We start from the raw sequence: 26890 nt of genomic DNA on the forward strand, positions 1-26890 counted from the left end.
AAGTAACCAAAATTTATGAATTTAGGATTTATAGGTACTGGCAAAATAGCATCATCAGTAATCACAGGTATTTGCACATCTAAAATTTCATTTAACAAAATTATAATTTCACCAAGAAATAAAAGTATTGCTAACAATTTAAAACAAAAATTTAGAAAAGTAGTTATTGCTAAAGATAATCAGCAAATAGTTGATAAGTGTGATTGGGTATTTTTATCAGTTACACCTACGGTAGGAGATAAAATAATCAAAGAATTAAAATTTAAATCAACACAAACTATAATTAGTTTTATTTCTACAATAACTTTATCTCAGTTAAAAAAAGCAATAAAAGTTAAAGCAAAAATTGTAAGAGCTATTCCTTTGCCACCAATTTCATTAAAAAAAGGACCAGTACCTATTTGTCCTCCTAATAAAAAAGTTAAAGCATTCTTTGATAAAGTTGGAACAACTGTTGAAATAAAAAATGAAAAATCTTCAATTAATTTCTGGTCAACATCTGGAATGATGGCACCTTTTTATCAATTGTTAAGTTCAATGACAGACTGGCTGGTTAAAAGAGGAGTTAAAAGAAACAATGCGCAAAAATATATAACTTCTTTATTTTTGGCTTTATCAGAAGACGCTGTTGTTAACTCAAAAAAAGACCTAAAATATTTAGTAAAAGAGTCTCAAACTCCTAAAGGATTAAATGAGCAAGGTGTTAAAGAGCTAACAAAAGCCGGTTTTTATAAATCTTTAGAGAAAACTCTCAATAGTATACATAAAAGATTAAATAAATAAAATTTTATGGATCAACAACAGGATATTTTACAAATCGAAAATCTATCTAAATATTTTGGAGGGTTAGCGGCAGTTTCAGATTGTTCTTTAAAAATTAAGAAGGGTTCCATCACAGGAATTATTGGACCTAATGGATCTGGGAAAACTACTTTATTTAATTTAATTGCTGGAAATTTAAAATCTTCACAAGGAAAAGTTTTGTTTAATAATGAAGATGTAACAGATGTTCCTTCATATGAATTATTTTCCAAAGGTATTTTAAGAACATTTCAAATAGCGCATGAGTTTACAAATTTGTCAGTTTTAGAAAACCTAATGATGGTTCCAGCAAATCAATCAGGTGAAAAATTAATGACAGCTTTATTAAAACCAAGTTTAGTTAGAACGGAAGAATTAGCTGTAAAACAAAAAGCTCAGGACGTAGTTGATTTCTTAAATCTTACCCATTTATCAAATGAATTAGCTGGAAATTTATCAGGGGGTCAAAAAAAATTACTTGAGCTTGGAAGAACTATGATGGTGGATGCAAAATTAGTATTGCTTGATGAGGTGGGAGCAGGAGTTAATAGAACTTTGCTTAAAGACCTAGGCACTGCGATCCTTAAGTTAAATAAAGAACAAGGATATACGTTTTGTATGATTGAACATGATATGGATTTTATAAGTAGATTATGTGATCCTGTAATTGTAATGGCAGAGGGCTCTGTTTTATTTGAAGGAACTGCTGATGAAGTTAAAAAAGATGAAAAAGTTATAGAAAGTTATTTGGGAAGAGGATCAAAATTAAAGGATGAAAATTAATGGCATTTTTTGAAGGTATAAAAATGACAGGGGGTTATGGCAATGGCCCAGATATTATTAACTCTTGTTCAGTTGATGTGAATAGAGGGGAAATAGTTTCAATTCTTGGTCCTAATGGGGCTGGAAAATCAACAGCAATGAAAGCTATGCTTGGTTTATTAAATCTTAAATCTGGCTCTGTAGTAATTGATGGAAAAGATATCTCAAAACTTTCTCCACAAGAAAGAGTTAAAGCTGGAATTTCATTTGTACCACAAACAAAAAATGTTTTTGCTGGAATGACTGTTGAAGAGAATTTAGAAATGGGAGCCTATCTAAGAGATGATAACTTTCAAAATGTTATTGAGGAAATTTATGATCTATTTCCTATATTAAAAGAAAAAAGAAATCAGTTAGTGGGAGAATTATCTGGTGGTCAAAGACAACAAGTTGCACTTGGAAGAGCATTGATGATCAAACCATCAGTATTAATGCTAGATGAGCCTACTGCTGGAGTTTCACCAATAGTTATGGATGAATTATTTGATCATATTATTAAAGTAAAGAGAACAAATGTTGCAATTTTAATGGTTGAGCAAAACGCGAAACAAGCACTAAATATTTCTGATAGAGGGTATGTGCTTGTGACTGGAGAAAATAAATATTCAGGTACTGGTCAAGAATTATTAAACGACCCAAGAGTAAGAAGCTCTTTTTTGGGAGGATAATATGGATTTTATAAACGCAATTATTTTATTATTAAATTATATTTTTGTTCCAGCTCTAACCTATGGTTCACAATTAGCCCTTGGTGCAATTTTTGTTACTTTAATCTATGGAATTTTAAGGTTTGCTAATTTTGCAACTGGAGACATGATGGCGTTTGGAACAATGGTAACTATTTTATTCACATGGTATTTCCAATCTGTGGGTATCTCTTTAGGTGTTTTGCCAACAGCTCTTATTGCAATACCATTTGCAATAATCTTTATGATTGGCTACATGCTCTTCATAGATAAATTTGTATTTAGATATTATAGGGTTAGCAAAAGCCCACCAGTGCAACTTGCAATGGTTAGTATTGGTGTAATGTTTGTAACTCAAGCAGTGGTAAGGATAATAATTGGCCCATCTGACAGAAGATTTTTTGATGGAGAAAAATTTATTATTAAAGCAGGTGAATTTAAAGAAATGACAGGACTTAATGAAGGCTTAGCAATTAAGTCTAGTCAGGTTATAACAATATTTGTAACACTTATATTAGTTTCAATTTTATTTTGGTTTTTAAACAAAACTAAAACAGGAAAGAGCATGAGAGCTTACTCTGATAATGAAGATTTGGCTTTGTTATCTGGAATTGACCCAAAAAAAGTGGTTATGATTACATGGATTATTGCAGGTATTTTGGCAACAATCGGTGGCGCTTTATATGGTTTAGACAAAAGCTTTAAACCTTTTACATATTTTAACAACATGCTTCCAATTTTTGCTGCTGCAATTGTTGGCGGAATTGGAAACCCATTTGGAGCATTTTTAGGTGGCTACGTCATAGCTTTTTCAGAAATATTCATAACGTACGCATATAAGAAATTTTTTATGTATATTTTGCCTGAAAGTATGGAGCCAGAAACTCTTGTTCAATTACTATCGACAGATTATAAATTTGCTGTGTCATTCTCTATATTAGTGATTGTTTTATTGTATAGACCTAATGGTATATTTAAAGGGAAGGTCCTTTGAGAAAAAATCTAAACATAATTGTAGCTTACTCAATAATGATGGGTTTAATATTGTTAGTTGGGATATTTCAATCATGGAATGTTGCTCTTTCAATTTTCAATCTGTGCTTAATTTCTGCAGTAATGACTATGGGAGCAAATGTACAATGGGGCTATGCTGGATTAATTAATTTTGGCCTTATGGGATACGCGGCATTAGGTGGATTAGCTGCAGTTTTAATATCTGTTGATCCGGTTCAAGAAGCATGGCGAGCTGGAGGCTTTGATATCTTGATGTGCTTATGGTTAATCATTGTAATGATATTAGCTATTCGCTTTATCTTAAAAAATTTTGAAAAATCTAAATATAGAACTTATGGTATTGCAGCTATTATTATTGCAGGAATTATAATTATCAGAGTAACTGCTGAACCTGGAATTGAAGCAATTGAAGCAGTTAATCCTGCAAAAACAGGTTTTCTTGGAGGGTTTGGATTACCAATTATGTTTTCATGGATTGTTGGAGCTTTCTTTGCGGGAGGATTGGCATTTGTGGTTGGAAAAGTTGCGCTTGGGTTACGAGCTGACTATTTAGCAATTGCAACATTACTTATTTCAGAAATTGTAATTGCAATAATCAAACATGAGGATTGGTTATCAAGAGGGGTAAAAAATGTAATTGGATTGGATAGGCCTGTGCCTTATGAGGTTAACCTTCAAGCTACTGATTGGTTCATAAATTTAGTTGCAAAATTTAATTCAAGCAAATTGGAATTAATTTCTAATATAGCAGATAAACAAACAGCTCTTAATCAATTGGTAATTGAAGGATCGTCAGTTTTTGTAAAACTTTGCTACTCAGGATTATTTTTAATTGTAGTTATAGCTCTATTAATAGTCACTCAAAAAGCACTCTATTCTCCATGGGGAAGAATGATGAGAGCTATTAGAGATAATGAAGAAGCTGCAAATGCAATGGGAAAAAATGTTGTTAAACAACATTTGTTAATATTCATTTTAGGATCAGCAATTGTTGGAATAGCTGGTGCAATGTTGGTTACTCAAGATGGTTTGTTTACACCAGGCAGTTATAGACCTATGAGATATACATTTCTTATTTGGGTAATGGTTATTGTTGGAGGGAGTGGTAACAATTTTGGAGCAATCTTAGGTGGATTTGCAGTATGGTTTTTATGGATTGAAGCTGCACCGATTGCATTATTCTTAATTAATTTATTCACGTCTGGAATGTCCGATACACATGCTTTAAAAATCCATTTAATTGAAAGTGTTCCTTACTTTAGATACTTAATGATGGGACTTGGGCTATTGTTGATTATGAGGTATCGACCAAAAGGTATACTTCCAGAAAAAATAGAAATAAAATAGTCTCTATGAAATATATTATATTAGGTGCTGCAATCGCTTGGGCCATGTACATGGCTGATAAATACATGTTTTAATCACTACATGTCTTTGAATAACACTTTTTAATATTCATTAAAAATTTATATGACTCTTTTAAATTACATTGATTTAAGTTTATCTCAATTTTTAATAATATTATTTGTTGTATTTATTGCATCTATAATTAGAGGGTTTAATGGCTTTGGATTTTCAGCAACATGCATGTCATTAATCTCATTTATTTTACCTGCTATTGAAATTGTACCAATAATCTTAGTTTTAGAAGTTATGGTGAGCATATTCATGTTTCCTTATATTTGGAACAACATAGATTGGAAATTTGTTTTTCAGATATTGATAGGAATTTCAATTGGGTCACCTGTAGGTCTTTATTTATTAAAAATTTTATCTCCTGATATTGTCCACTTTTCAATTTGTGGAATTATTATTTTTTTTGTGATTTTACAATTAAGAGGATACTCAAATAAAAAAATAAATATATTACCTGTTAAATTTTTGGCAGGAGGAGTCTCTGGAATAATCAATGGTCTTGGAACTTTAGGTGGTATGCCGATATCTCTTTTTTTGCTAATTACAAAAGTAAGACCAATAGCTATAAGAGGTTCACTTGCAGCAATATTCTTTATAGCAGATGCTTATGTTTTAAATTTAAGTTTTTATGCTGAAATTGTAGAAGTAACAGCTCTATATAGGGTACTTCCGTTAATATTAGTTTTACCCATAGGTATATTTATTGGTAATAAGTTTTTTATTAAGAGTAGAGAAGAAACTTATAGAAAATTTGTCTTTTATTTTCTTATAATTATTTCAATTTTTGGAATTACAAAAGTTTTAATGAATTTTTAATAAAAAAACCCCCGGTAATTTTCATTACTGGGGGTTTTAATTAGATAATAATTATCTTTGTTTTTTTGTTTTGAATTTTCCGCCTTTGATTTCTTGCTCTAAGAAAGAACCTTCAGCTTCACCAACATTAGTAAAAGTTACTCCAGTTGCACCTTCGTAATTTATCTTTTTACCTTTTGCTAATAAATCTAATCCTTTTTTAAGCTCACCTGGATAGATTTTAGTTCCAGGAGCGTTAGCTACATCCATTACATTGTTTGCAATTGATGCTCTGTCAGCAGAGTTACCTGCTTGCATTGCTAAAACTATAAGTGCTGCTGCATCATAAGATTCCCCAGTGTATGGACCAGAAGAGTCTATACCAGCAGCTTTTGCTACATCAGCAAATACTCCAGCACCTTTTCCAGTTGAACCTGGCATAGTACCAAAAGATTTTTTTAAGCCTTTAGGAAATGCATCAACAAGTGATTGCCCAATCATACCATCTGATAAAACAAATTTATCAAATGCACCTGAGTCTAAAGCAGCTTGAATCATACCTTTACCACCTTGGTCAAGGTAACCAATTACAGCCATAGCATCACCACCAGCTGAAGCTAGCGTTGCAACTTCAGATGAATAGTCAGCTTTACCATCTTCATGAGCAGTTACAGCTGTAACTTTGATACCATGAGCTTCAGCAGCAGCTTTATAAACATCAGCTAAACCTTTTCCATAGTCATTATTAGTGTAAGTTATAGCTACACTTTTAACTTTTCTATCTTTAGTAACATCAGCTAAGATTTGTCCACCTCTAGCGTCAGAGGGAGCTGTTCTAAAAAAGAATCCTTTGTCATCTAAAGTTGTTAATCCTGGAGAAGTTGCTGATGGTGAAATCATTACTACACCATTTGGTACAGCAACATTTGATGCAATCGCACCAGTTACACCAGAACAGTCAGCACCCATGATAGCTGCTACACCTTGTGAAATAACACCTTCAGCTGCTGCAGTTGCTGCCGCTGAGTCAACACAAGTTGAGTCTGCTCTTACTACTTCAATTTTTTTTCCACCTAATAGAGAACCTGAGTCTGAAGCTTCTTTAAAAGCAAGTTCAGCAGATCCAGCCATTGCTGGTGTTAGAGATTCAATAGGACCAGTAAATCCTAAAATAATTCCCATCTTAATCGCATGTCCGTCTGCCATTACATTGGTTCCAAAAGTTGAAACAAACATAAATGCAGCAATAAATAGTTTTTTCATTATTTTCCTTAATTGTTAACAATTTATAAAAACGTAATTAAATTACGATTATCTAAATTTTACAATGGTTAAATTAACTCGTTTTATGAAGTAAAAATACTGAAGTTAGAACAATTGCACTACCAATAAGGAATAGAAATGTGGGTATCTCTCCAAAAATTAAAAATGATAAACCAATACCAAAAATTGGGAATAATGAGTATGAAGGAAAAATTTGACCCACAGTATAAAATTTATATAGATAAAACATTAGTAGGTGTGCACCTAAAGAAACAACAACAGCTTGATAAAATATAAAAACCCAGGTGTTAATATTTATTGATTTAATATTTGAGATTGTATGACCTTCAATAAAATAAGATAAAATCATTAATATAATAAAACCAAACAAACCAGTAAACGCATTGGTTAAGCTGACATTTAAACTTTTTAATTGTCTTGAATAAACTTGGGCTAAACCAAAAAATAGCGCCATTAAGCCAGCATAAAACAAACCTAAAAAATTGTTAGCTAATTCAGGGTCAAAAAATATTATTACTATTCCAAAAAAAGCACAAAAAATTAAAATCCATTTTTTAAAACTAATATTTTCACCCAACATCACTGCACTTAATAATACCCCAAACGGTATAGCTAATTGCGAGCCAACAATCACAGGTGAAATTATTGATGAATGGTAAAGTGATAAAGTCATAAATACATAAACCATCACCCCCATTGAAATTGAAAAAGCAATCAATGATGTAAGATATTTTTTCTCTGGTATTTTAAATCGCCAGTATGGAATTAATATAATAAGTACAATTCCCATTCTAAGTGATGCCATAAGAATAGGGGGCACTGAATTGTTTAATGCTAATTTTGTGACTGGAAATGCACTTCCATAAGCAATGGCAATAAATAGTAAAATGAGTAAATGCTTTAATGGCAAACTGTTATCCCATTGTAAATGGGTCATCCATTGGATCTTCAGATGAATTAAACCAGGTAGTTTTTATTCGTGTATATTCTTTAATAGATTCTATTCCAGCTTCCTTGCCATAACCACTATCTTTAATTCCTCCAAATGGTGCTGATGGTGATATCAATCTGTATGTATTTACAAATACTATCCCAGCTCTTACAGCTTTAGAAACCCTCATAGCTCTTCCTAGATTGGTGGTATAAATTCCTGAAGACAAACCATATTGATTATCATTCATCTTATGTATTGCTTCTTCTTCATTTTCAAACTTCATTACTGATAAAACAGGACCAAATAATTCATTTTCAGCTGTTGGTAAATTATGGTTTTCACATTCAATTATAGTTGCAGGAAAATAATAGCCTTCATTTGAAATTGTTGATCTTTTTCCTCCGCATCTAATCTTTCCACCTTGTTCAACGGTAGCTTTGATATTTTTTTCAATATTTTCTAATTGTTTAAAGCTATTTAAGGGCCCCATTTGTGTATTTGGATCCATAGGAGATCCTAGCTTAATACCTTCAGCCTTTTTAACAAGTTTATCTAAAAATTCGTCGTAAATTTTTGACTGAATGTATAATCTAGATCCAGCAATACAGCTTTGTCCACTTGCTGCAAAAATACCTGCAGTAATTCCATTTAAAGCATTTTCTTGATCAGCATCATTAAATAAAACTACAGGACTTTTGCCTCCTAATTCTAAACTTACTTGAGATAAATTTTCTGCAGAATTTTTAACAATATGACGAGCAGTTTCAGGACCTCCTGTAAAAGCAATTTTCTCAACCAAATCATGTGTTGTTAAAGCTCTCCCACAAGGCTCTCCTAGTCCAGTAATTACATTAACCACCCCTTTAGGTAGGCCCACATTTTCAATTAACTTTGCAAATTCCAATAATGTGACAGGAGCTAATTCTGAGGCTTTGATCACAACTGTGTTTCCCATTGCAAGTGCTGGTGCTAATTTCACAGCAGTTAATAGCATTTGTGAATTCCAGGGAATTATTGCAGCTATCACACCAATAGGAATTCGTGTTGTTGTTACCTGCATATTAGGTTTATCAATAGGTACAACTGTTCCTTCAACTTTATCAGCTAGTCCTGCATAATAATCATAGTATTCAGCAATATAACTTGCTTGAGTTTTTATTTCTTTAAATAATTTTCCCGTATCTATTGTTTCTATTTTACCTAAATGCTCAGCATTCGTTCTTAATTGATCAGCAATGTTTCTTAAAAACTTTGCTCTTTCTTTTGGGTGAAGATTAGACCAAGAACCATTAAAAGCATCTTGAGCAGCTTTGACAGCTTTATCAACATCGGCTTCATTAGCCTCTGGTACAGTCGCCCATACTTTGTTTGTTTCTGGATTTAAAGTTTCTATTTTTTTACCCGATGAAGATTCAACCCACTCACCATTAATATACATTTTAAAATTTTTTAATTCTGACATTTAATTATAAATAAAATTCTTAAGATTTATATTTACCTCATCTGCACACTCGATACTACAAAGATGTTTTCCATTTTTTACTTCAACAAATTTAGAGTTTACAAGGTCTTTCGACAAAGATTTAGACATTGAAACAGTTGATCCCGGGTCATCTGATCCCGTCATAATGAGTGTTTTTGTTTCAATCTTTTTAATTGACCTAATATCATCTCTATGATTTGCAAATAATTTATAAGCTTTTAAAAAATTATCATGATCCTTAGGTTCTTTGTTTAAAATATTCATGAACTCACTATAAATTTCAGGATTATCATCTAAATATTTATCACTAAACCATCTTTTTAATGCTTGTCTTGATATGGGTTTATTTAATTTAGCCTGTTCAAATCTATCTAAAACTTTTGATCTCTCCTCATCAGTTCTTTGATAAGTTGTTCCCATTAAAGTTAATGTATCTAAATATTCTTTAAATTTTAGAGTAAAATCTATAGCTATTAATGATCCTAAAGAAAAACCAATGAGATTTATTTTTTTAATGTTCAAAAAATCCAATAGCGACTTAAGTTGATTAGAAAAATCATTTAAAGTTACTTCATCATTTTTTAATTCAGAATTTCCATGTCCTAATAAATCATAAGTTAATGTAGAAAATTCATTTAGTGAATTTATTTGAGGTTTCCACATTTGATGATTAAGACCAACCCCATGAATAAAAACTGATGGAATTGTGTCTTTATTTATATAGGAATAATAACTACCCTTAAGGTCAAAGCCTTGTGACATTTATTTAGGATCTAGTCCCATTTCCTTCATGTCCTGATAACGGTCACCAGTTCTCGCATGAGCTCTACCTGATGAGGCCCCACCTATAGCAATCACAATCTCATCATCAAATGGTGCGTCATGAATAGTGAATTCATGTGTTAAATAATAAGGTCTTAAACCCGAGTCTGTTTTGTGCATCATTGGAATTGATATTTTAGATCCTGCTGGCCCTCTTGTGTTTGTAAAACTTAGATAAGAAGTACCACCAACTGCATCTCTAAATTTATTTCCAAATCTTAAAGTGTGAATAAATGCTGAAGCATGCTCAATTTCTCCATTAAGGCCAACTGTTCCAGCTTTACCATATGCTAAAATTTTATCAGGTGAGCCGATTTCTTTTATTAATTCTGGAACTAGAATATCTCCTAACTTTGGGGCAAGATCTAAAATAATTGGTTTTAAATCTTCAACAAAACCTTGATCAGCCCATGGGTTTTTAAAAACAGCCGCAACTGATACTAGCAAGACAGGTTCTTTTGCTTCCTTGCCACCTTCAATAAAAGTTTTGTCTACAAACTTTGTAAATTTTCTTAATTCAAGTTTCATTAACTAGCTTTCTCTACATCGCCTTCATTAAAATTTATTTTTGGTATCACTTCATCATTAAACAGTTTTATACTTCTCATACAAGCCTCATGATCTATACCAGGAAAATTAGACCATACTTGTAAGTTTTGAAGATTTAACTCTGTTTTAAGTTCATTAATTTTATTTACAACATATTCAGGAGTTCCAAATAATAAATTTCTTTTGTGAAGAAAATCATAATTTAATAAATCCAATTTATGTTTAGTCTCAGGTAATTCTTCACCTGGATCCATATGATTTCCCAAACCTCTCCAATGACATACCCACTTCATATAATTAATAATGTGTTCACCAGCCATTTTTTCTGCTTCTTCCATTGTCTCTGCAACAAACATATCCCGAACTAGTGATACACCCTCACCTAAAGGAACATCTCTATTTTCTGCCTTTGACTTTGCTTCTTGATATATTTCAAATCTTTTCTTCAATGCCTTAACTGTTGGAATCCACATAATAGTATTTAAACCATTTTGCGCTGCCCATTCAATTGATCTAGCACCATCAACAACTTGCCATATTGGTGGATGAGGATTTTGTTTTGGTTTAGGAACAATACTTATTTTTTTAATTTCATTTGTTTTTGTATCTAAAAATTTATCACTAGGAGGGCTCATATCATGTTGCCATGTAAAATTTGGTGAAGGATAAGTGTAAAATTCACCATGATGACTAAAAAATTCTTCAGTCCAAGCTTTTTTCATTATAGTTAAACTTTCTTCAAATAATCTAAAGTTTTTTGCTTGGTCTTTAAGATCGGCTTCTTTATTCATGTTAATAGCTTCTCTTCCGTAAATACCTCGACCAATTCCAACATCAACTCTTCCGTTTGATAATTGATCAAGTAAAGCAATATCCTCTGCTAGTCGAATAGGGTTATGAAATGTTATCACATTACAAGCTTGTCCAATTCTAATTTGTTTTGTTCTTGCCGCTGCATCCACCCCCATCATCAATGGGTTTGTGCACGACTCCATTCCTTCATGATTAAAATGGTGTTCGGTATACCAAATTGAGTCCCAATTATTTTGATCACAAAAAGTTGTGATCTCTTTAGTCTCATCTAGTAATTGATTATATGGTTTATGATTCCAATTAGTTGTATTGCAAAAATATCCAAACTTCATTCAAACCTCCTAAATAATTAAATTTAAGACGATCGATCCCACTTTCGCTAACTGCTATATTTTTTAGTCGATGAGTTATGTATCTGTCTTTAACAGTTAAAATCTTAACACAGTTTTATCACCCAAGGAATAAAGAAAATTAATGGTTTTTTTAGTCTATTAACAAGTAAAAGCCTAGAATTTTTACTTTTACGTGATCTTAAAACTCTAATTATTTCTTAAAAGTATCAAGACTATGGATTACCCGATATGGGCACTAAAAATTCGTGATTTAGATCAGATCATCTAAAAAGTAATAGTGATCAAAAAATACCTAATTATTTTTTTAACCTTAATTGTGAGTTCATCAGCTTATTCAAAGCCATTACCACCAGGTGCTGGAAATAGTATTAAAGCTAATATCATGTTTATGGTGGATAAATCTCTTAGTATGTGGTGGTCCTCAAGTGACAAGGGAAGACAAATGAGAATTAACCCTTTTACTGATGTTGTGCCAAGAGGGGATGGAAAATATATTACAGCAAGTGTTGAAAACAATGGGTTTGGTTTATGGAACCCTTACCAGAATGATATTCATTTAGATCCAAATTTTTTTGGAAACTATGCTGCTGCAAATGCATGGCAAAGAAATAATACGCTTAATCTAAAATCTCCATTGAATATGGAAGTTAGAAGAGTTCAAAATGATGACTACCTTTATATTCTTCAAGATAAAACTCATGAAAAGGCTAATGGATATACCCTTATGTCGATTTCGACAAAAGTCCCTGTCTATCGGAATGGAAACCTTAATACTGGAAACCACTCAAAAAATGCTAACAGATTTTTTGCAAGATCAAGTGGGGTTAGAAACGGGGATTTGACAGGATTACGTCAACACAACCAAACGAAAGATAAAAAGGGATTCAGTGCGTTAGTTTTTAATAGCAAACCTTCCATGGATCTTTATGAAGATAAGATTTTGGTAATTTCAAAAGAGGCGTGGAGAGTTATAAACTTAAGTAATACAAATGGACATTTAAATACTGACAGCAGTTACAATAATGGTCTCAATTATGATGTTACTACTCGTGTTTGCTCTAAAGACGAGCCAATGAATTTATTATTCGATGATGCAATTGATATAGTTAAAGAAGGTTCAAAAATTTATGTTTACAGTAAAGATGGATCAAATGGATTAATTTTAAAACAAGAAGTTGATAATAATCTTTGTCCAACAGGCAATCTTTATACACAGTGGAATAAAAGTTCAAACTACGATCAAACATGTGGAGAAGGAAGGGGACAAAGTATTGCTGTTAGAAATAATACAATCTTTACAACTGGTTATAATTTAGGAAAGGTTTGTAAATATTCTCATTCTAATTCAACAATAAGGTTAGATAAAAGTATTGGAACAAAAGATGCCTATACTCCAAATGCTGCGGGCAATCCTGAGGTTTACATTGAAAAACCAATGGGTATTAGTATTGGTTCAGGTAATTCAACTGAAACACAAAGAATATATGTTGCAAGTTTTGGAAGAAATGAAGTTATTATTTTTAATCAATCTGACTTAGGTTATGTGGATCATTTTGGTGATCCAGGTGTTTCAAAGTGGCAGGGTGCTATAGATTCTATATCTAACGTGTTGCAAGACTCAACTATTAATCAACAAGCAAATTTTGGAATTGGATATTGGGGGCCATCAGGCAATGCAAAATTTAATGGTTTTAAAGGATTAAATGGAAATCTATCTAATAATAACCCAAGATTTGATTCTCCAGTTTGGCATGAAGGGAATAACCCTGGAGCATATATATCAGTTGGTATAAACCCAAACGGGGCTCAGCAAATTTTACAAAAATTCTCTGAGGATAATATAAAACTGTTAGATAGCACTAATGGTTATGGTCTTAGAAAATTAATCCAATATTATTGGCTTTACAATGATGGAGGGGGAATTGTTAATCCTATAATTGATAATTTAGATTGCCAAATTAATGCAACAATTATTATAGGAGACGGGATGTTTCAGCCACCTCAAACTAATATAGAACCACCTAAAATTGCTAAAACCTTATTTGATACTAAAGGACATTTAACTTTTACAGTTGGATATGGCGATACATTCCTTAATAATCAAAGTGCAATTGATGATTTTATAAATATTGCTAAAAAAGGAGGCACTCATGAAGAAAATAACGGTGTTGTCACCAAAAGAGGATATTATAATGCAAAAACACCTACAGATCTTAAAAATGTAATTAATGACATTGTTCAAACAATAGTTGCAAAACAATATTCATTTTCATCACCATCAATTTCAAGTAACGTTAGAAACGCAGGAGAATTGTACCAAGGTAAATTTCAAAATAGACAAAATAAAGAATGGATTGGAAGTGTAATTAAAACCAATCTTAATGAGGATGGTACCGCACTTTCATCAGATCAAAGTTGGGATTTTAGTGAAGAAATACAAACTCCTAGTAACAGAAAGCTTTGGACTGCAATACCAGGTAATACTGACATAAATAACTTTATACAATCTAACGTTAATTCAATAAGTAATTTTTATACTGCAACAGGAAATATTCTAGGAGACTATCATAGGAAAACTATTGGATCGAATAATTTAACAAATGCAATAAGGTGTAAAAATTCATCAGGAGTTGTTGATGGAATTTTAGATGAAGAGAAAGGTTTAATTAAATTTGTAAGAGGTGAAGATTATTTTGATTATGATGGAGATTGTGATTTAACTGAGCCAAGAAAAAGAATAGACGATGAAGGAAATCTCAAAAAAGCATATGTTGCTGACTTTTATAATTCTGAATTATCAGTTATTGGTTCACCCTCTGCAAGCACCACTTCAGTAGCGCAAAATACTGAAAGCTATTTCAGACAGCAAAATAATTATGGTACTTTTGCTAAAAATAATGCCAATAGAGCAAAAGTTGTTTATGGGGCAGCAAACAATGGAATATTGCATGCAATTAATCAAGAGACAGGTAAAGAGTTATGGGGATTTGTTCCTCCTTTAGTAATACCAAGTTTACCTAAAGTTATCACTCCTTCATTAAATCAAGCTGATGGTGGAGGAAGTACACCTTTATTTTTATTGGATGGATCACCTGTAGTGCATGATACTTATTTTAAAAATCCAGTTACAAATATAGAGGGGTGGCACACTTTATTAATGGTCCCATATGGTAGAGGGGGTGCAGGTTTTTCTACAATTGATGTAACAGACACAAACAAACCTCTTCATCTATATTCAATTTTAAATGATCCAATTAGTGAGCAAATACTAAGAGTGGATCATAATGCAAATTTATTCAAATATAATTATGCGAGCTCGAGATTTAATATAACAAATTTTAATGAGGTGCAGACAGCAGAAAATAATGTCGGATCAAGTAATGCATGTAATGCATCAGGAAATACTTCTTGTTATCGATCAAATGTCTGGTCTTTATCATTAGATTTTGATGCATCAATTGATTACAAGATTTATGCAAATGGACGTGATGTAACTACAAGTACAACTATTGCAAATATAAATGGAATTTATAAATTTACATTTAATCAATCATACAAATATGATGCGTCAGGTAATTCAGCTTCAGATAGCATTAACATTACTCAAACAGGATCTCTCGATAGCGCAGGTCAAGATTATGATTATAGATATTTAGGAGAGACATGGGGCTCCCCTCGTGTGTTTAGAATGCCTAATAATGGTGCTGGTGACAATAATATATTAGATGATGAATATGTAGCTGTTTTAACAGGGGGTTATGGAAATGGATCACCTTTAATTGGCTCTAATGTTTATGTGATTGATTGGTTAACTGGAAAAGTAAAAAAAGAAATTAAAATTGAAGATAAAGGTTATGACTCTAATTCTAGAAATGATATTACTAATTCAATTCCATCTTCTCCGATAGTAATTAATGCAGATGCTGCTAATTCAAACTATTCAGGTGCAATAGTTTATGTAAATGATTTAGAGGGAAAAATTACAAAAATAAATTTAACCAATATGGATCAAACGCCTGAGTATGATCCAAATACAAATACTTTTTCAACACAAAGAAAACCAGTTAATTTATATGATAAATATACAATGTTCGATACCATGGCGTCTTCAGAGATTAACAATAGATATATGTTTCATTCAATGGACGCAGGAATAGGAGTTGTAACAAAAAAATTATGGTTATTTGGTGGTACAGGTAACTTTATGAACTTAGATGATCAACAAGTAAATTTGCAAAAGGTTAATAATGTAATGTTTGGAATAAAAGATTATTCTTTTCCAAATTTTGGAACTGCAAGTAATACACAATCTCCAGACAATTTTTTAAAATGTAACAATACAACAAACGATATAACAGGAGCCAGTTGTCCAGATATTGGAGACAGAGGTTGGTATGTTGAACTCGATAAACAAAAAAAAGTTGTAAATGAACCTACATTAAAAGGAAATATTGTTTACTACCCACTTTATCGACCTGCTAATTATTTTGACCCTTTGAGACCGAATTTTATAACTACATTAAACCAAAGTTGTGGAGGTGGAAATGCATATATTTGTGCTGTAGATGGTGAGTGCGGTAGTAATAAATCAAACAAAATTGGAAATATTAATCAAGGGGAACAATGTTTGTATGTTGGAACAGGAATTTTATCAAAGATAGTAGCATTTGGATTAAATCTTTATGCAAATATTTCTGGCGAATCTACCAATGCAGATAAAACCGATATTGTAATTATAGAATCTATTTCAGAAAATGTTCAAGCTTATAGAAGTAGCTGGAGAGATAACTATTAATCTTATCGGTAATATATAATAAATTTCTTCGAATAATTCTTGCAAAAATTTAATCTTATTAACGCTCTTAGACCCATTTAAAGAGGAAAGAGACTGAAATTTTTTTTATTATATCTTTTTTCGAGAATTACTTTTACTACTTTAACGAGTAATGTGTCGTTCTTTAACAAAAAATTTTTACTATAATTAAAAAGCTAGATGAAAGGATAAAACTTATTGTGCGGTAGACAAAAAAAGGTAAATTATAACTATAATTAAAAAAAGGTAAAAAATATGAAAAAAATAGTTATTTTATTTTTATTTTTATTTTCTTCTTTAAATATTGCAGGTGCAGTTGAAGGAGAATATAGAATGGGTGCTGAATTTGGATGGAGTCCAGTTGACTTGGAAGCAGAAAAAACAGCACAAGAACTTGCAAATTTATCAGGATCTACAGTTACAGTCGTATACGATCAAGGAGCTTTCGTAGGAAGAGTGTTTAGTGATTATGGACTTACTTCAGATGTTTCTATAGAGGCTGGCTATTTTCAAACTTCATCAGTTGATGCCAAATATACAATTTCAGGATCATCGGCAACCGAGTCTTATGATGTGTATGGATTTGATATATCTGGTGTAGTTAAAGACCCAAGTGGATTTTTTGGTAAAGCAGGAATACATTCTGCAACAATGGATGGTGCAGCAACCTTAACCATTGGTGGTACAGCTTACACTGTGACAGCAGAAGCAAAAGGAACAGGTCCATTAATAGGATTTGGTTATGAAGAAGACAATGTAAGATACTCGTTTACACATTATAGTGATTTAGCAGGTGTTACAGACTTTAGTTTTTTTTCTATAGGCTTCTTATTCTAATTTAAAATTATTATGTTTTAAGTGTGAGATATAAAAAATAAGAATTAATTTATAATTATTCTTAATATTTTTTTCTCATGCTTAAATAATGGATAAAATCAAATTCAGCATATAATTAATAAATAAGACATTCACATTTAGTGAATTAAATCCAAACTTAAAAAAAGTTGTTAAAGATAAAATTAAAACCTAAATTTAACTAGACAATTTAAGTGATATCTATTTAATCACTTTATCTTATGAAAATTGGTAAAATTGCACCAAAATACACGGAAAAGCCAAACCCCAGAATTGGCCTAATTACTCTTGCAAGTGATTTTAGAATTGAAAAAGATTTTAATAATATAATTTATGGAAAGGAAATTGATTTATTTTCTAATCGTATCCATTGTTATAATCCATTGACCAACGAAACATTAAAAAAAATGGCCGATGATATTACGGATGTTGCTAAAGAAATATTACCTGATCAAAAATTAGATTGTGTTGCCTATGGCTGTACCTCAGGAACAATAGCTGCTGGATATAATTCAATTTTTGATAAAGTTAATCTTGCAAAACCAAATACTAAAGTCACCACTCCAATTACTTCAGCTATTAAAGCTTTAAAAAAATTAAACATAAATAAAATATCAATTTTTACTCCTTACACAGATGAAATTAATCAATCGGTCGCAGAATATTTTAAAAAGGAAAATATTGAAGTTGTTTCACTAACTTACTTTGATATTGCATCGGACCTTGATATTGGAAAAGTAGATCCAGACTATTTATTTGAAGTATTGTCCAAAATAGATTTATCTACAAGTGATGCTTTATTTGTTTCTTGCACAGCTCTTCCTGTTTTATCTCTAATAGATAAATTAGAAAAAAAATTAGGCAAAGTAGTTCTGTCAAGTAATCAAACATTGATTTGGGATACTTTAAAAGAGATAAATTATAATAAAAATATTGACGGGTTTGGTCAATTATTTAAAGATTAGAAATATGGATTTTACAAAAGAAGAGTACAAAAAAAGATTAACAAAAGTTAAAAAGAAGATGCAAGAAAAAGGCATCGAACTATTAATTTCTCATGACACTAATAATTTAAATTATTTAACTGGTTATGATGCTTGGTCTTTTTATTATGCTCAATGTGCAATCGTTCATATAGATGCAGAAGAACCTTTATGTTTTGTAAGAGCACAAGACTCTGGTGGAGCTTATATAAAAACTTATTTAAAAGATAAAAATATTATTGTCTATGATGAAAATTACATTCATACTTGGCCTAAACACCCTTATGATTATTTAGTTCAAATAATTAAAGAGAGAAAGTGGGATAAGCTTTCTATAGGTGTAGAGATGGATGCTCATTATTACACAGCTTTTTGTCATGAAAAAATTAAACAAGGTTTACCCAATGCTAAAATTGTAGATAGTGATAGACTTGTGAATTGGGCAAGATTGGTAAAATCTGATGCTGAAATTGGATATATGAAATCAGCAGCATTAATTTCTCAAAAAGGAATGAAGACAGCTATGGAAGTCATTAATCCAGGGGTTAGACAATGTGATGCGGTAGGTGAAATTCAAAAATCATTATTTTATGGAACAGAAGAATTTGGTGGCGAATATTCTAGTATTGCAACTTTACTTCCAACTGGAAAAGGGACATCAGCTTCACATTTAACCGCAACACAAGATAAATTTGTCGAAGGGGAGGCAACTATTATTGAATTATCGGGTGTATATAAAAGATATCATGCACCAATGGCTAGAACAGTATTACTTGGAAAACCAGATCAGTTAAAAATTGATACCATGAAGAAAACTATTGAGGCGTTAGAAACAGGTATTAGTGCAGTAAAACCTGGCAATACTGCAGATGATGTCGCCCAAGCGTTCTGGAAAATACTGGATAAATACGGAATTGATAAAAAATCAAGAACTGGTTACTCAATTGGAATTGGATATCCACCAGATTGGGGAGAACATACTCTTAATATATATAAAGGGGACATGACTGTTTTAGAGCCCAATGTTTGTTTTCACATGATTGCAGTGATGCAATTTGGTGATTGGGGAGTTGAAGCTTCTGAAGCAATACGAGTTACAGAAACAGGCAGTGAATTATTTTGCAATATGAGCAAAGAATTACATATCAAATAAATTACTTGATTATCATTCTAACAAATGTTTTAAACTAATATGGCTAATGATCATTTTGTAAGATTTGAAAATGTAGATAAAAGTTATGACGGTAAGCAACTAGTCGTAAAAGGTTTAAATCTTGATATTGAAGAAGGTGAGTTTGTAACAATGCTTGGCCCCTCAGGTTCAGGTAAAACAACTTGTTTGATGATGTTGGCTGGTTTTGAAACCCCAACGAATGGACAAATTTATTTAGATAATAAAGTTATCTCAGATATTCCTCCTCACAAAAGAGGTATTGGAATGGTATTTCAAAACTATGCTTTGTTTCCACACATGACTGTTTATGAAAACTTAGCTTTTCCATTAAGAGTTAGAAAAATTCCAAAAGATGAAGCAGATAAAAAAGTTGATAAGGCATTATCAATGGTATCGCTTCAAGGCTTTGAAGCTAGAATGCCGATGCAATTATCAGGCGGTCAACAACAAAGAGTTGCTGTTGCAAGATCATTAGTATTTGATCCACAATTAGTTTTAATGGATGAACCTTTAGGAGCGTTGGACAAAAATTTAAGAGAAAGTATGCAATATGAAATTAAACATATTCATGAAAGTATTGGTGTAACTGTTGTCTATGTTACTCACGATCAAACCGAAGCTTTGACGATGTCCAATAGAATTGCAGTTTTTAACGATGGTAAAGTTCAACAACTCTCGAGCCCTGATGAATTGTATGAAAGACCTGTTAATTCTTTTGTTGCAGAGTTCATTGGAGAGAACAATACTTTTGCAGGTGAAGTATCAGATGTATCTGGAGATAAATGTAAAGTGAAATTAAATTCAGGAACTGAAATTTTAGCAAATCCTATTGTTGCAAAGGCAAAAGGAGACAAAACTACAATATCTCTTAGACCTGAAAGAGCATTGATTGATTCTGACACTAAAATGGATAACAATCACAAAGGTAAAATTGAAGAAGTTATATACCATGGTGATCATACAAGATTAAGAGTAGATCTATTAGGGAATGATCAATTTATTTTAAAAGTTCCAAATAGCTCAAACAGAATGGATATTAAAGCAGGTAAAGAAATTAATATCGGTTGGAATAGTGTTGATTGCAGAGCTTTAGATCCTAAATAATTTCTTTTAGTTATTCACATAAAACATTAGACAAATTAACCCTAATCAGCTGTTGACTAAGCTACCCTATATTGTTTTAGTATCACTTTATAAAAACTAAACGTTAACGTTAAATAGGAGAATACATGAAAAAATTAAGTAAATTATTACTTGCTCTTTCTTTTGTACTTTCTGTAACAACTTCAGCATTTGCAGTTACTGTAGTGTCTTGGGGTGGAGCTTACACAGAGTCACAAAAATTGGGTTACGGTGATCCTACAGCAGCGAAACTTGGAATACCTGTAAACTGGGTAGACTACACTGGTGGATTATCAGAAATTAAAGCTCAAAAAGAAGCTGGAAAAATAACTTGGGACATTATCGATGTGTACGCAAAAGACACAATTATCGGATGTGACGAAGGTATTTTCCATGAATTCGATTTTGACAAAGACTTTGCACCTGCTCCAGATGGAACACCTGCAAGTCAAGACTTCTTTACAGGTATGCCTTCAAAATGTGCAGTTGGAAACATTCTGTACTCTTGGAACTATGCTTACAATGATGCAACAATTGGTGACAAAAAACCAAGCACATTGAAAGATTTTTTTAACACTAAAAAGTTCCCTGGTAAGAGAGCTCTTTACAAAGGTGCAATGTCTAACTTAGAAATTGCTATCACTGCAGACGGTGTAAACCCTGGTAAAGGTTCTGACTTAACTTACAGAAAACTTGATGCTGATGGTGGAATTGATAGAGCTATGAACAAACTTAAAGCTTTATGTGAAGATCCAAATGGCGGATGTGTATTCTGGAATGCTGGAGCTCAACCACCAGAACTACTTGCTAATGGTGAAGTAGTAATGGCTACTGGTTGGAATGGTAGATTCTTTAACGCGCAAATGGAAGGAACTCCACTTGTACAAGTATGGGATGGACAAATTCTTGACTATGAATACTTTGCATTAGTTAAAGACGGTCCAGGTTATGCTGACGGTTCAGCTATGAAAGTACTTAGAGAAATGACTAGCTCAGAAGGTTTAGCTGGAAGTGCTAAGTACATTGCATACGCGCCTTGGAGAAAATCTTCAATCGCAGTTATGGAAGCTGGAGAGCCTTGGTTTAAAGATGGTAAGACTAACATGGTACCACATATGCCAACAGCACCCGCTAACACAAAAAGATACATCCTTATGAACCCTGAGTTTTGGGCAGATAACCAAGACGAAATCGGTGAAAAATGGGAAGCTATGAAAGCTGGTCTATAATTTAGTTTTATAGATTAGTATTTTATACTATATTGAAAGGGCAGTTATTTATAACTGCCCTTTTTTATTATGAGCAAAGAACAAATTTTATCATCTGACGGATTACCTTTAGAAGTCAGCTTAAAAAAAGCTGAACGAAAAAATAAACTTAAAGCAGTTGCACTCGTTGCTCCATTATTTTTATTTATTTTAATTATTTACGTTTTTCCAATTGGAGACATGTTGTTTAGAAGTGTTGATGATCGAATGATCACTAAAATGCTTCCTAAAACATTTGCTGCAATCGAGAAATGGGATGGAAAAGATTTACCAGATGAGCCTGTTTACAAAGGTCTTTATGATGATTTGACTTATTTAAAAAAGAATAAAACTTACGGAAAAATTATAGCAAGATTAAACTATGAAAAAGGTGGTTTTAGTAGCTTAATAAAAAAAACAGTTAGAAAAATTAGTAAATTCGAAGAAGGTAATTATAAAGAGCAATTTATCAAAGTTCATAAAAGGTGGGGTCAAAGTGAATATTTAATAGCTTTGAAAAATACAGCTCCAAATTGGTCATATGCCAAATATTTAAAAGGTGTAGATAGAAAATTTGATCAAGATAGAAATATAATCCAAGTACCAGAAGATAGAAGAATACATAAAACGTTATGGCTAAGAACGTTAAATGTAGCTTTTTGGGTTACCATATTCTGCTTTATTCTTGCCTACCCAATCTCACATTTATTAGCAACACTACCTATGAAATACAGTAATTTACTCATGATTTGTGTCTTACTTCCTTTTTGGACCTCATTGTTAGTTAGAACTTCTAGTTGGATGGTTTTACTTCAGCAACAGGGACCCATAAATGATTTAATTGTTTGGATTGGTTTAGCCGCCGATGATAACAGGCCAGAATTAATGTATAATGTAATAGGGACTTTTGTTGCAATGACCCAAATATTATTACCTTTCATGGTTTTACCTCTTTATAGTGTTATGAAAACTATATCACCTAGTTTGATGAGAGCTGGAAAATCATTAGGTGGAACACCACTAATATCATTTGTTAAAATTTATTTTCCATTAACAATTCCAGGAATTGGTGCTGGATGTCTATTGGTATTTATTTTAGCTATAGGATATTACATTACCCCTGCATTAGTAGGTGGTGCTAGTGGATCATTAATTAGTAATACAATTGCTTATCATATGAAGAGTTCATTAGACTGGGCGTTTGCATCTGCTCTTGGAACTATGTTGTTAGTTGGAGTACTAACTATTTATTGGATTTATAATAAACTTGTTGGAATAGATAATATTAAATTAGGATAATCATGGCATTACCAAGTCACACACCTTTAAATTATAGAATTTGGCATTACACATACCTATTCTTTTGTGGTTTAGTTTTTTTCTTTTTAATAGCACCTTTGTTTGTGATCTTACCTCTGTCATTTAATGCTGAGCAATACATTCATTTTTCAGCAAAAATGTTAGCGTTAGATCCTGAAGGGTTTTCTCTAAGATGGTACAAGGACATGATTTATGGAACTAAAAATCCATGGGGACTAGCTACTAAAAATAGTTTAATCATTGCTTTCTTTGCAACAATAGGGTCAACCATTCTCGGAACGGTTGCTGCATTAGGTTTAAGCAGTAGATACATGCCATATAAAGCTGCATTCATGGCTTTACTAATTTCACCGATGATTGTGCCATTAATTATTTCAGGTACAGCAATATTTTTCTTTATGGCAAAAGTTGGTTTAGCTGCAACACATACAGGAATTATATTATCACATATAATCTTGGGAACTCCGTTTGTAGTAATCACGGTTACTGCAACATTAACAGGTTTTGATCACAGTGTAACACGTGCTGCTGCAAGCTTAGGAAGTAATCCAGTAAACACATTTATGAAAATTACATTACCATTAATTATGCCTGGAGTTATTTCAGGAGCCTTGTTTGCTTTTGTAACTTCATTCGATGAAGTTGTAGTTGTACTATTCTTAGCAGGACTAGAGAATACTACTATTCCAATTCAAATGTGGGTAGGATTAAGAGAACAATTAAGCCCAACTATTATGGCAGTTGCGACATGTTTGATTGTAATGTCTACTTTAATCTTAGTTAGTGCAGAGCTTTTAAGAAGAAGATCTGAAAGACTAAGAGGAATTAATAGATAATTAATTTACTTAATTATATTTTTTCAATATAAATTTCCTTTCAAAATTAAATTATGGATATTAAAAAAGTTGTAGTAATTGGATCAGGAACGATGGGAAGTGGGATTGCAGCTCATTTATGCAATGCAAATGTACCTGTTACATTGTTGGATCTTACAACAGAAATATCTGAAAAAGCGAGAGATAGAATATTCAAGTCAAAACCACCTTTACTGTTAGATAAATCACAAATTGAAAATATTAAAGTAGGTAATATTAATGATAATTTTGATGTGGTTAAAGAAGCTGATTGGGTCGTTGAAGCGGTAGTTGAGAGAATTGATATCAAGCATAATATTTACGAAAAAATTTTCAAAAATAGAAAAGAGGGAGCGATTGTTTCATCGAATACATCATCCATTCCTATTAAAGTTTTATCTGAAAAATTAACTACAGAAGAAAAGAAAGATTTTTGTATCACTCACTTTTTTAATCCCGTGAGGTATATGGGATTATTAGAAATTGTTAAAAATGAAAATAATGATTTAGCTAAAATAAACTCTTTAAAGAAGTTTTGTGAAGTGGAGCTTGGAAAAGGAGCAATTGTTTGTAATGATACTCCAGGATTTCTAGGAAATAGAATAGGTGTTTTTGCAATGCAAGTTGCAATGACTGAAGCTTTTAAAATGAAATTAAGTATTGAGGAAGCGGATGCAATATTTGGAAGACCAATGGGAATTCCAAAAACAGGAGTTTTTGGCCTTTATGATTTAATTGGAATAGATTTAATGGCTGATGTTCTTAAGAGTTTTATTAAAGAACTGTCTGAAAATGATCCTTTTCAAGAAGTTGCAAAAGAAATCCCTCTTGTTAAAAAATTAATTGAAACGGGTTATACTGGCCGAAAAGGTAAGGGTGGTTTTTACCGAATGAACAAAACTGGTGCAACAAAGGTTATGGAAGCAATTAACCTTGAAACCGGTGAGTATTCTACCAGTCAAAAAATTAATTTAGGCTCTGATAAAGTTGATATAAAATCTTTAATCTCAAGAGAAGATAAATTTGGTAAGTACGCCTGGTCAGTTATCTCAAAAATTATACAATATTCATCTTCATTAGTTCCTGGAATTACTAAAGATTTTAATGACATAGATGAAGCGATGAGACTAGGCTTTAACTGGACTAAAGGTCCATTTGAAATGTTAGAAGAAATTGGTGTTGAGGATTTTTTTAATAAAATTGATGAGTTTGAAGGAAATGAGTTTTTAGAAAATTTATCTAAAACTAAGAATCAAGATTTTTATGGCTCTAGACAAAAATATACTGAAATTGAAACTTTAGGAAAAGTCAAAAAGAAAGCAATTAGTGTTGATGGAAATAATTCAGCTCAAATTTATCGTTTCAATGATTATAATATTGTTGAATTTACCACCAAAGCTAACGCACTTGATTATGATTCAATGGATGCGCTTAAAAAAGCAACTGATAAGCCTTTAATTATTATCAATGAGAGTATGCAATTTTCTGCTGGAGTAAATTTAACTTACACAATGGATTTTGCAGATAAAGGTGATTTTAAATCTATTGAAAAATTTATTAAATATTTTCAAGAAACATGCAAACATCTTAAATATTCAGATCATCCAGTAATTTCAGCACCATCAGGCTTAACTCTTGGCGGTGGATTTGAAGTAATGGTTCAAAGTAATTTTGTTGTCTCACATACAAACATTGTTGTTGGTTTAGTTGAAACTATTGTTGGATTAATTCCAGCAGGTGGAGGATGTAAAGAAATGTTAGCTAGATGGCTTGATACCAGTGAGGCTAAAAATGATCCTAATTACGCACCCCTTAAAGTATTCGATATTATTGGCTACGGTAAAACTGCAACCTCACCAATTGAAGCGGAACCAATGAAATATTTAAAACCTGAAGACAAAAAAATTATGAATAGAAATAGTTTGCTTGAGGTTTCAAAAGAAATTTTGAATAATAATAAAGACTTTAAAGCTCCATTAGAGACAAAATTTAATCTTCCAGGAAAAACAGTTCTTCCTGAAATGAATAAGATTTTAGATAAATTATATAATGACAAAGTAATTTTAGATCATGGTTTAAAAGTAGCACAAGAACTAGCCCATGTATTAAGTGGTGGAGACACAACAATTGATAAAACTTTAACTGAAGATGATCTTTTTAAATTGGAATTAGATGCTTTTATGAGGCTAATCGAGACCAAGGAAACCCAAGATAGAATTAAACACACACTTGCAACTGGTAAGCCTTTAGTAAATTAATTATTTTTTTAATTTACCAGCAATCACTAAATTATTACTTTCAAATTGATCTTTATTGGTTGCTATAAATTTATCCATAATATCTATTTTTTCTTGCTCAAATTCAGCAACTTTCCGTTTCTTAAGATCGATATATAAAGATAACATTTCAAGTGTAGCAGATAATTTTTTTGAAGATTTTTCAATCATTTCCATTTTGAAGTGCAATCTTTTTTTATCATGATCAAAAAAAGTTAGGTTAATTTCAACTTCATCTCCTAATTTAACTTCACTATTGTATGTTGTGTGAGTTTCAACAACCATGGTGCTCATGTTAGTTGATTTAGCTGAGTTTTCTCCCATTTGAAATTTTTTTAAAATAATCTCCCAAACATCATCAAAAACTAAAACATAGTAAGCCATGTTCATGTGGTTATTATAATCTATCCACTCTTTTTTAATTGTTTGGTCTGATATATGAACTGACATTCTAAAACTATAACATAAACTTAT

Annotated in this window: 22 protein-coding genes; 15 read left to right on the plus strand and 7 right to left on the minus strand. The window is 31.7% G+C overall.

Annotated features, from left to right (window positions below; translation table 11 throughout):
* Positions 1-15 precede the first annotated feature (15 nt).
* From AC5SLZ_RS01345 to AC5SLZ_RS01370, 6 genes are all read left to right on the plus strand, one after another.
* A complete protein-coding gene (locus tag AC5SLZ_RS01345) occupies positions 16-783 on the plus strand; it encodes a pyrroline-5-carboxylate reductase (protein WP_494615842.1) in 768 nt (255 codons plus the stop codon).
* Between the two features lie 6 nt (positions 784-789).
* The gene (locus tag AC5SLZ_RS01350; RefSeq protein ID WP_028036402.1) at positions 790-1584 is read left to right on the plus strand and encodes an ABC transporter ATP-binding protein; all 795 of its coding nucleotides are present in this window, start codon (positions 790-792) and stop codon (positions 1582-1584) included.
* A complete protein-coding gene (locus AC5SLZ_RS01355; protein WP_028036403.1) occupies positions 1584-2291 on the plus strand; it encodes an ABC transporter ATP-binding protein in 708 nt (235 codons plus the stop codon). Before AC5SLZ_RS01350 ends, AC5SLZ_RS01355 begins: the two co-directional genes overlap by 1 nt.
* A 1-nt stretch (position 2292) precedes the next feature.
* Positions 2293-3303 (plus strand): branched-chain amino acid ABC transporter permease, encoded by a 1011-nt coding sequence (locus AC5SLZ_RS01360; protein ID WP_028036404.1) that lies wholly within the window; start codon positions 2293-2295, stop codon positions 3301-3303.
* Positions 3304-3338: 35 nt separating this feature from the next.
* The gene (locus AC5SLZ_RS01365) at positions 3339-4670 is read left to right on the plus strand and encodes a branched-chain amino acid ABC transporter permease (RefSeq protein ID WP_494616218.1); all 1332 of its coding nucleotides are present in this window, start codon (positions 3339-3341) and stop codon (positions 4668-4670) included.
* A gap of 123 nt (positions 4671-4793) precedes the next feature.
* Entirely contained in the window at positions 4794-5555 is a 762-nt protein-coding gene (locus AC5SLZ_RS01370) for a sulfite exporter TauE/SafE family protein (protein WP_494615845.1), read from the plus strand.
* Positions 5556-5606: 51 nt separating this feature from the next.
* Here AC5SLZ_RS01370 and AC5SLZ_RS01375 read toward each other — a convergent pair whose 3' ends face one another.
* The 6 genes from AC5SLZ_RS01375 to AC5SLZ_RS01400 form a co-directional block, all read right to left on the minus strand.
* Positions 5607-6797 (minus strand): ABC transporter substrate-binding protein, encoded by a 1191-nt coding sequence (locus AC5SLZ_RS01375; protein WP_028036407.1) that lies wholly within the window; start codon positions 6795-6797, stop codon positions 5607-5609.
* A 73-nt stretch (positions 6798-6870) separates the two neighbouring features.
* Complete coding sequence (locus AC5SLZ_RS01380) at positions 6871-7755, minus strand: DMT family transporter (protein WP_494615847.1); 885 nt, start codon at positions 7753-7755, stop codon at positions 6871-6873.
* Positions 7733-9214, minus strand: coding sequence for an aldehyde dehydrogenase (locus AC5SLZ_RS01385; protein WP_494615849.1), 1482 nt, complete (start codon positions 9212-9214; stop codon positions 7733-7735). Before AC5SLZ_RS01385 ends, AC5SLZ_RS01380 begins: the two co-directional genes overlap by 23 nt.
* Positions 9215-9997: an alpha/beta fold hydrolase gene (locus AC5SLZ_RS01390; RefSeq protein ID WP_494615851.1), complete on the minus strand. Its 783-nt coding sequence runs from the start codon at positions 9995-9997 to the stop codon at positions 9215-9217.
* Positions 9998-10585: an amino acid synthesis family protein gene (locus tag AC5SLZ_RS01395; protein WP_297681626.1), complete on the minus strand. Its 588-nt coding sequence runs from the start codon at positions 10583-10585 to the stop codon at positions 9998-10000. It lies immediately after the preceding gene.
* Entirely contained in the window at positions 10585-11751 is a 1167-nt protein-coding gene (locus AC5SLZ_RS01400) for an LLM class flavin-dependent oxidoreductase (protein WP_028036412.1), read from the minus strand. Before AC5SLZ_RS01400 ends, AC5SLZ_RS01395 begins: the two co-directional genes overlap by 1 nt.
* Positions 11752-12049: 298 nt before the next feature.
* Between AC5SLZ_RS01400 and AC5SLZ_RS01405 the strand changes: the two genes are divergently transcribed.
* The 9 genes from AC5SLZ_RS01405 to AC5SLZ_RS01445 all read left to right on the plus strand — a co-directional run bounded on the left by AC5SLZ_RS01405 (position 12050) and on the right by AC5SLZ_RS01445 (position 26398).
* A complete protein-coding gene (locus tag AC5SLZ_RS01405) occupies positions 12050-16567 on the plus strand; it encodes a pilus assembly protein (RefSeq protein ID WP_494615852.1) in 4518 nt (1505 codons plus the stop codon).
* A gap of 273 nt (positions 16568-16840) precedes the next feature.
* The gene (locus AC5SLZ_RS01410; protein WP_028036414.1) at positions 16841-17422 is read left to right on the plus strand and encodes a hypothetical protein; all 582 of its coding nucleotides are present in this window, start codon (positions 16841-16843) and stop codon (positions 17420-17422) included.
* Between the two features lie 239 nt (positions 17423-17661).
* Positions 17662-18405, plus strand: coding sequence for an aspartate racemase/maleate isomerase family protein (locus tag AC5SLZ_RS01415; RefSeq protein ID WP_028036415.1), 744 nt, complete (start codon positions 17662-17664; stop codon positions 18403-18405).
* Positions 18406-18409: 4 nt separating this feature from the next.
* Entirely contained in the window at positions 18410-19576 is a 1167-nt protein-coding gene (locus AC5SLZ_RS01420; protein WP_494615854.1) for a M24 family metallopeptidase, read from the plus strand.
* Between the two features lie 39 nt (positions 19577-19615).
* Positions 19616-20701, plus strand: a complete 1086-nt coding sequence (locus AC5SLZ_RS01425; protein ID WP_028036417.1) for an ABC transporter ATP-binding protein — start codon at positions 19616-19618, stop codon at positions 20699-20701.
* A gap of 125 nt (positions 20702-20826) precedes the next feature.
* A complete protein-coding gene (locus AC5SLZ_RS01430; RefSeq protein WP_028036418.1) occupies positions 20827-21948 on the plus strand; it encodes an extracellular solute-binding protein in 1122 nt (373 codons plus the stop codon).
* 69 nt (positions 21949-22017) lie between these two features.
* Positions 22018-23265, plus strand: a complete 1248-nt coding sequence (locus tag AC5SLZ_RS01435; protein WP_028036419.1) for an ABC transporter permease — start codon at positions 22018-22020, stop codon at positions 23263-23265.
* Positions 23266-23267: 2 nt separating this feature from the next.
* Complete coding sequence (locus tag AC5SLZ_RS01440) at positions 23268-24122, plus strand: ABC transporter permease (protein WP_028036420.1); 855 nt, start codon at positions 23268-23270, stop codon at positions 24120-24122.
* A 53-nt stretch (positions 24123-24175) separates the two neighbouring features.
* A complete protein-coding gene (locus AC5SLZ_RS01445) occupies positions 24176-26398 on the plus strand; it encodes a 3-hydroxyacyl-CoA dehydrogenase/enoyl-CoA hydratase family protein (RefSeq protein WP_494615857.1) in 2223 nt (740 codons plus the stop codon).
* Here the strand turns inward: AC5SLZ_RS01445 and AC5SLZ_RS01450 are convergent, their stop codons facing one another.
* Positions 26399-26866 (minus strand): thioesterase family protein, encoded by a 468-nt coding sequence (locus AC5SLZ_RS01450; RefSeq protein ID WP_494615859.1) that lies wholly within the window; start codon positions 26864-26866, stop codon positions 26399-26401.
* Positions 26867-26890 lie beyond the last annotated feature (24 nt).

This window comes from Candidatus Pelagibacter sp. PS_06, assembly GCF_059418045.1.

What these genes read in the sequence shown, in the direction of transcription:
- AC5SLZ_RS01345 (WP_494615842.1), top strand. Translation starts at nt 16, where the DNA reads ATGAATTTAGGATTTATAGGTACTGGCAAAATAGCATCATCAGTAATC.
- AC5SLZ_RS01350 (WP_028036402.1), top strand. Translation starts at nt 790, where the DNA reads ATGGATCAACAACAGGATATTTTACAAATCGAAAATCTATCTAAATAT.
- AC5SLZ_RS01355 (WP_028036403.1), top strand. Translation starts at nt 1,584, where the DNA reads ATGGCATTTTTTGAAGGTATAAAAATGACAGGGGGTTATGGCAATGGC.
- AC5SLZ_RS01360 (WP_028036404.1), top strand. Translation starts at nt 2,293, where the DNA reads ATGGATTTTATAAACGCAATTATTTTATTATTAAATTATATTTTTGTT.
- AC5SLZ_RS01365 (WP_494616218.1), top strand. Translation starts at nt 3,339, where the DNA reads ATGATGGGTTTAATATTGTTAGTTGGGATATTTCAATCATGGAATGTT.
- AC5SLZ_RS01370 (WP_494615845.1), top strand. Translation starts at nt 4,794, where the DNA reads ATGACTCTTTTAAATTACATTGATTTAAGTTTATCTCAATTTTTAATA.
- AC5SLZ_RS01375 (WP_028036407.1), bottom strand. Translation starts at nt 6,797, where the DNA reads ATGAAAAAACTATTTATTGCTGCATTTATGTTTGTTTCAACTTTTGGA.
- AC5SLZ_RS01380 (WP_494615847.1), bottom strand. Translation starts at nt 7,755, where the DNA reads ATGACCCATTTACAATGGGATAACAGTTTGCCATTAAAGCATTTACTC.
- AC5SLZ_RS01385 (WP_494615849.1), bottom strand. Translation starts at nt 9,214, where the DNA reads ATGTCAGAATTAAAAAATTTTAAAATGTATATTAATGGTGAGTGGGTT.
- AC5SLZ_RS01390 (WP_494615851.1), bottom strand. Translation starts at nt 9,997, where the DNA reads ATGTCACAAGGCTTTGACCTTAAGGGTAGTTATTATTCCTATATAAAT.
- AC5SLZ_RS01395 (WP_297681626.1), bottom strand. Translation starts at nt 10,585, where the DNA reads ATGAAACTTGAATTAAGAAAATTTACAAAGTTTGTAGACAAAACTTTT.
- AC5SLZ_RS01400 (WP_028036412.1), bottom strand. Translation starts at nt 11,751, where the DNA reads ATGAAGTTTGGATATTTTTGCAATACAACTAATTGGAATCATAAACCA.
- AC5SLZ_RS01410 (WP_028036414.1), top strand. Translation starts at nt 16,841, where the DNA reads ATGAAAAAAATAGTTATTTTATTTTTATTTTTATTTTCTTCTTTAAAT.
- AC5SLZ_RS01415 (WP_028036415.1), top strand. Translation starts at nt 17,662, where the DNA reads ATGAAAATTGGTAAAATTGCACCAAAATACACGGAAAAGCCAAACCCC.
- AC5SLZ_RS01420 (WP_494615854.1), top strand. Translation starts at nt 18,410, where the DNA reads ATGGATTTTACAAAAGAAGAGTACAAAAAAAGATTAACAAAAGTTAAA.
- AC5SLZ_RS01425 (WP_028036417.1), top strand. Translation starts at nt 19,616, where the DNA reads ATGGCTAATGATCATTTTGTAAGATTTGAAAATGTAGATAAAAGTTAT.
- AC5SLZ_RS01430 (WP_028036418.1), top strand. Translation starts at nt 20,827, where the DNA reads ATGAAAAAATTAAGTAAATTATTACTTGCTCTTTCTTTTGTACTTTCT.
- AC5SLZ_RS01435 (WP_028036419.1), top strand. Translation starts at nt 22,018, where the DNA reads ATGAGCAAAGAACAAATTTTATCATCTGACGGATTACCTTTAGAAGTC.
- AC5SLZ_RS01440 (WP_028036420.1), top strand. Translation starts at nt 23,268, where the DNA reads ATGGCATTACCAAGTCACACACCTTTAAATTATAGAATTTGGCATTAC.
- AC5SLZ_RS01445 (WP_494615857.1), top strand. Translation starts at nt 24,176, where the DNA reads ATGGATATTAAAAAAGTTGTAGTAATTGGATCAGGAACGATGGGAAGT.
- AC5SLZ_RS01450 (WP_494615859.1), bottom strand. Translation starts at nt 26,866, where the DNA reads ATGTCAGTTCATATATCAGACCAAACAATTAAAAAAGAGTGGATAGAT.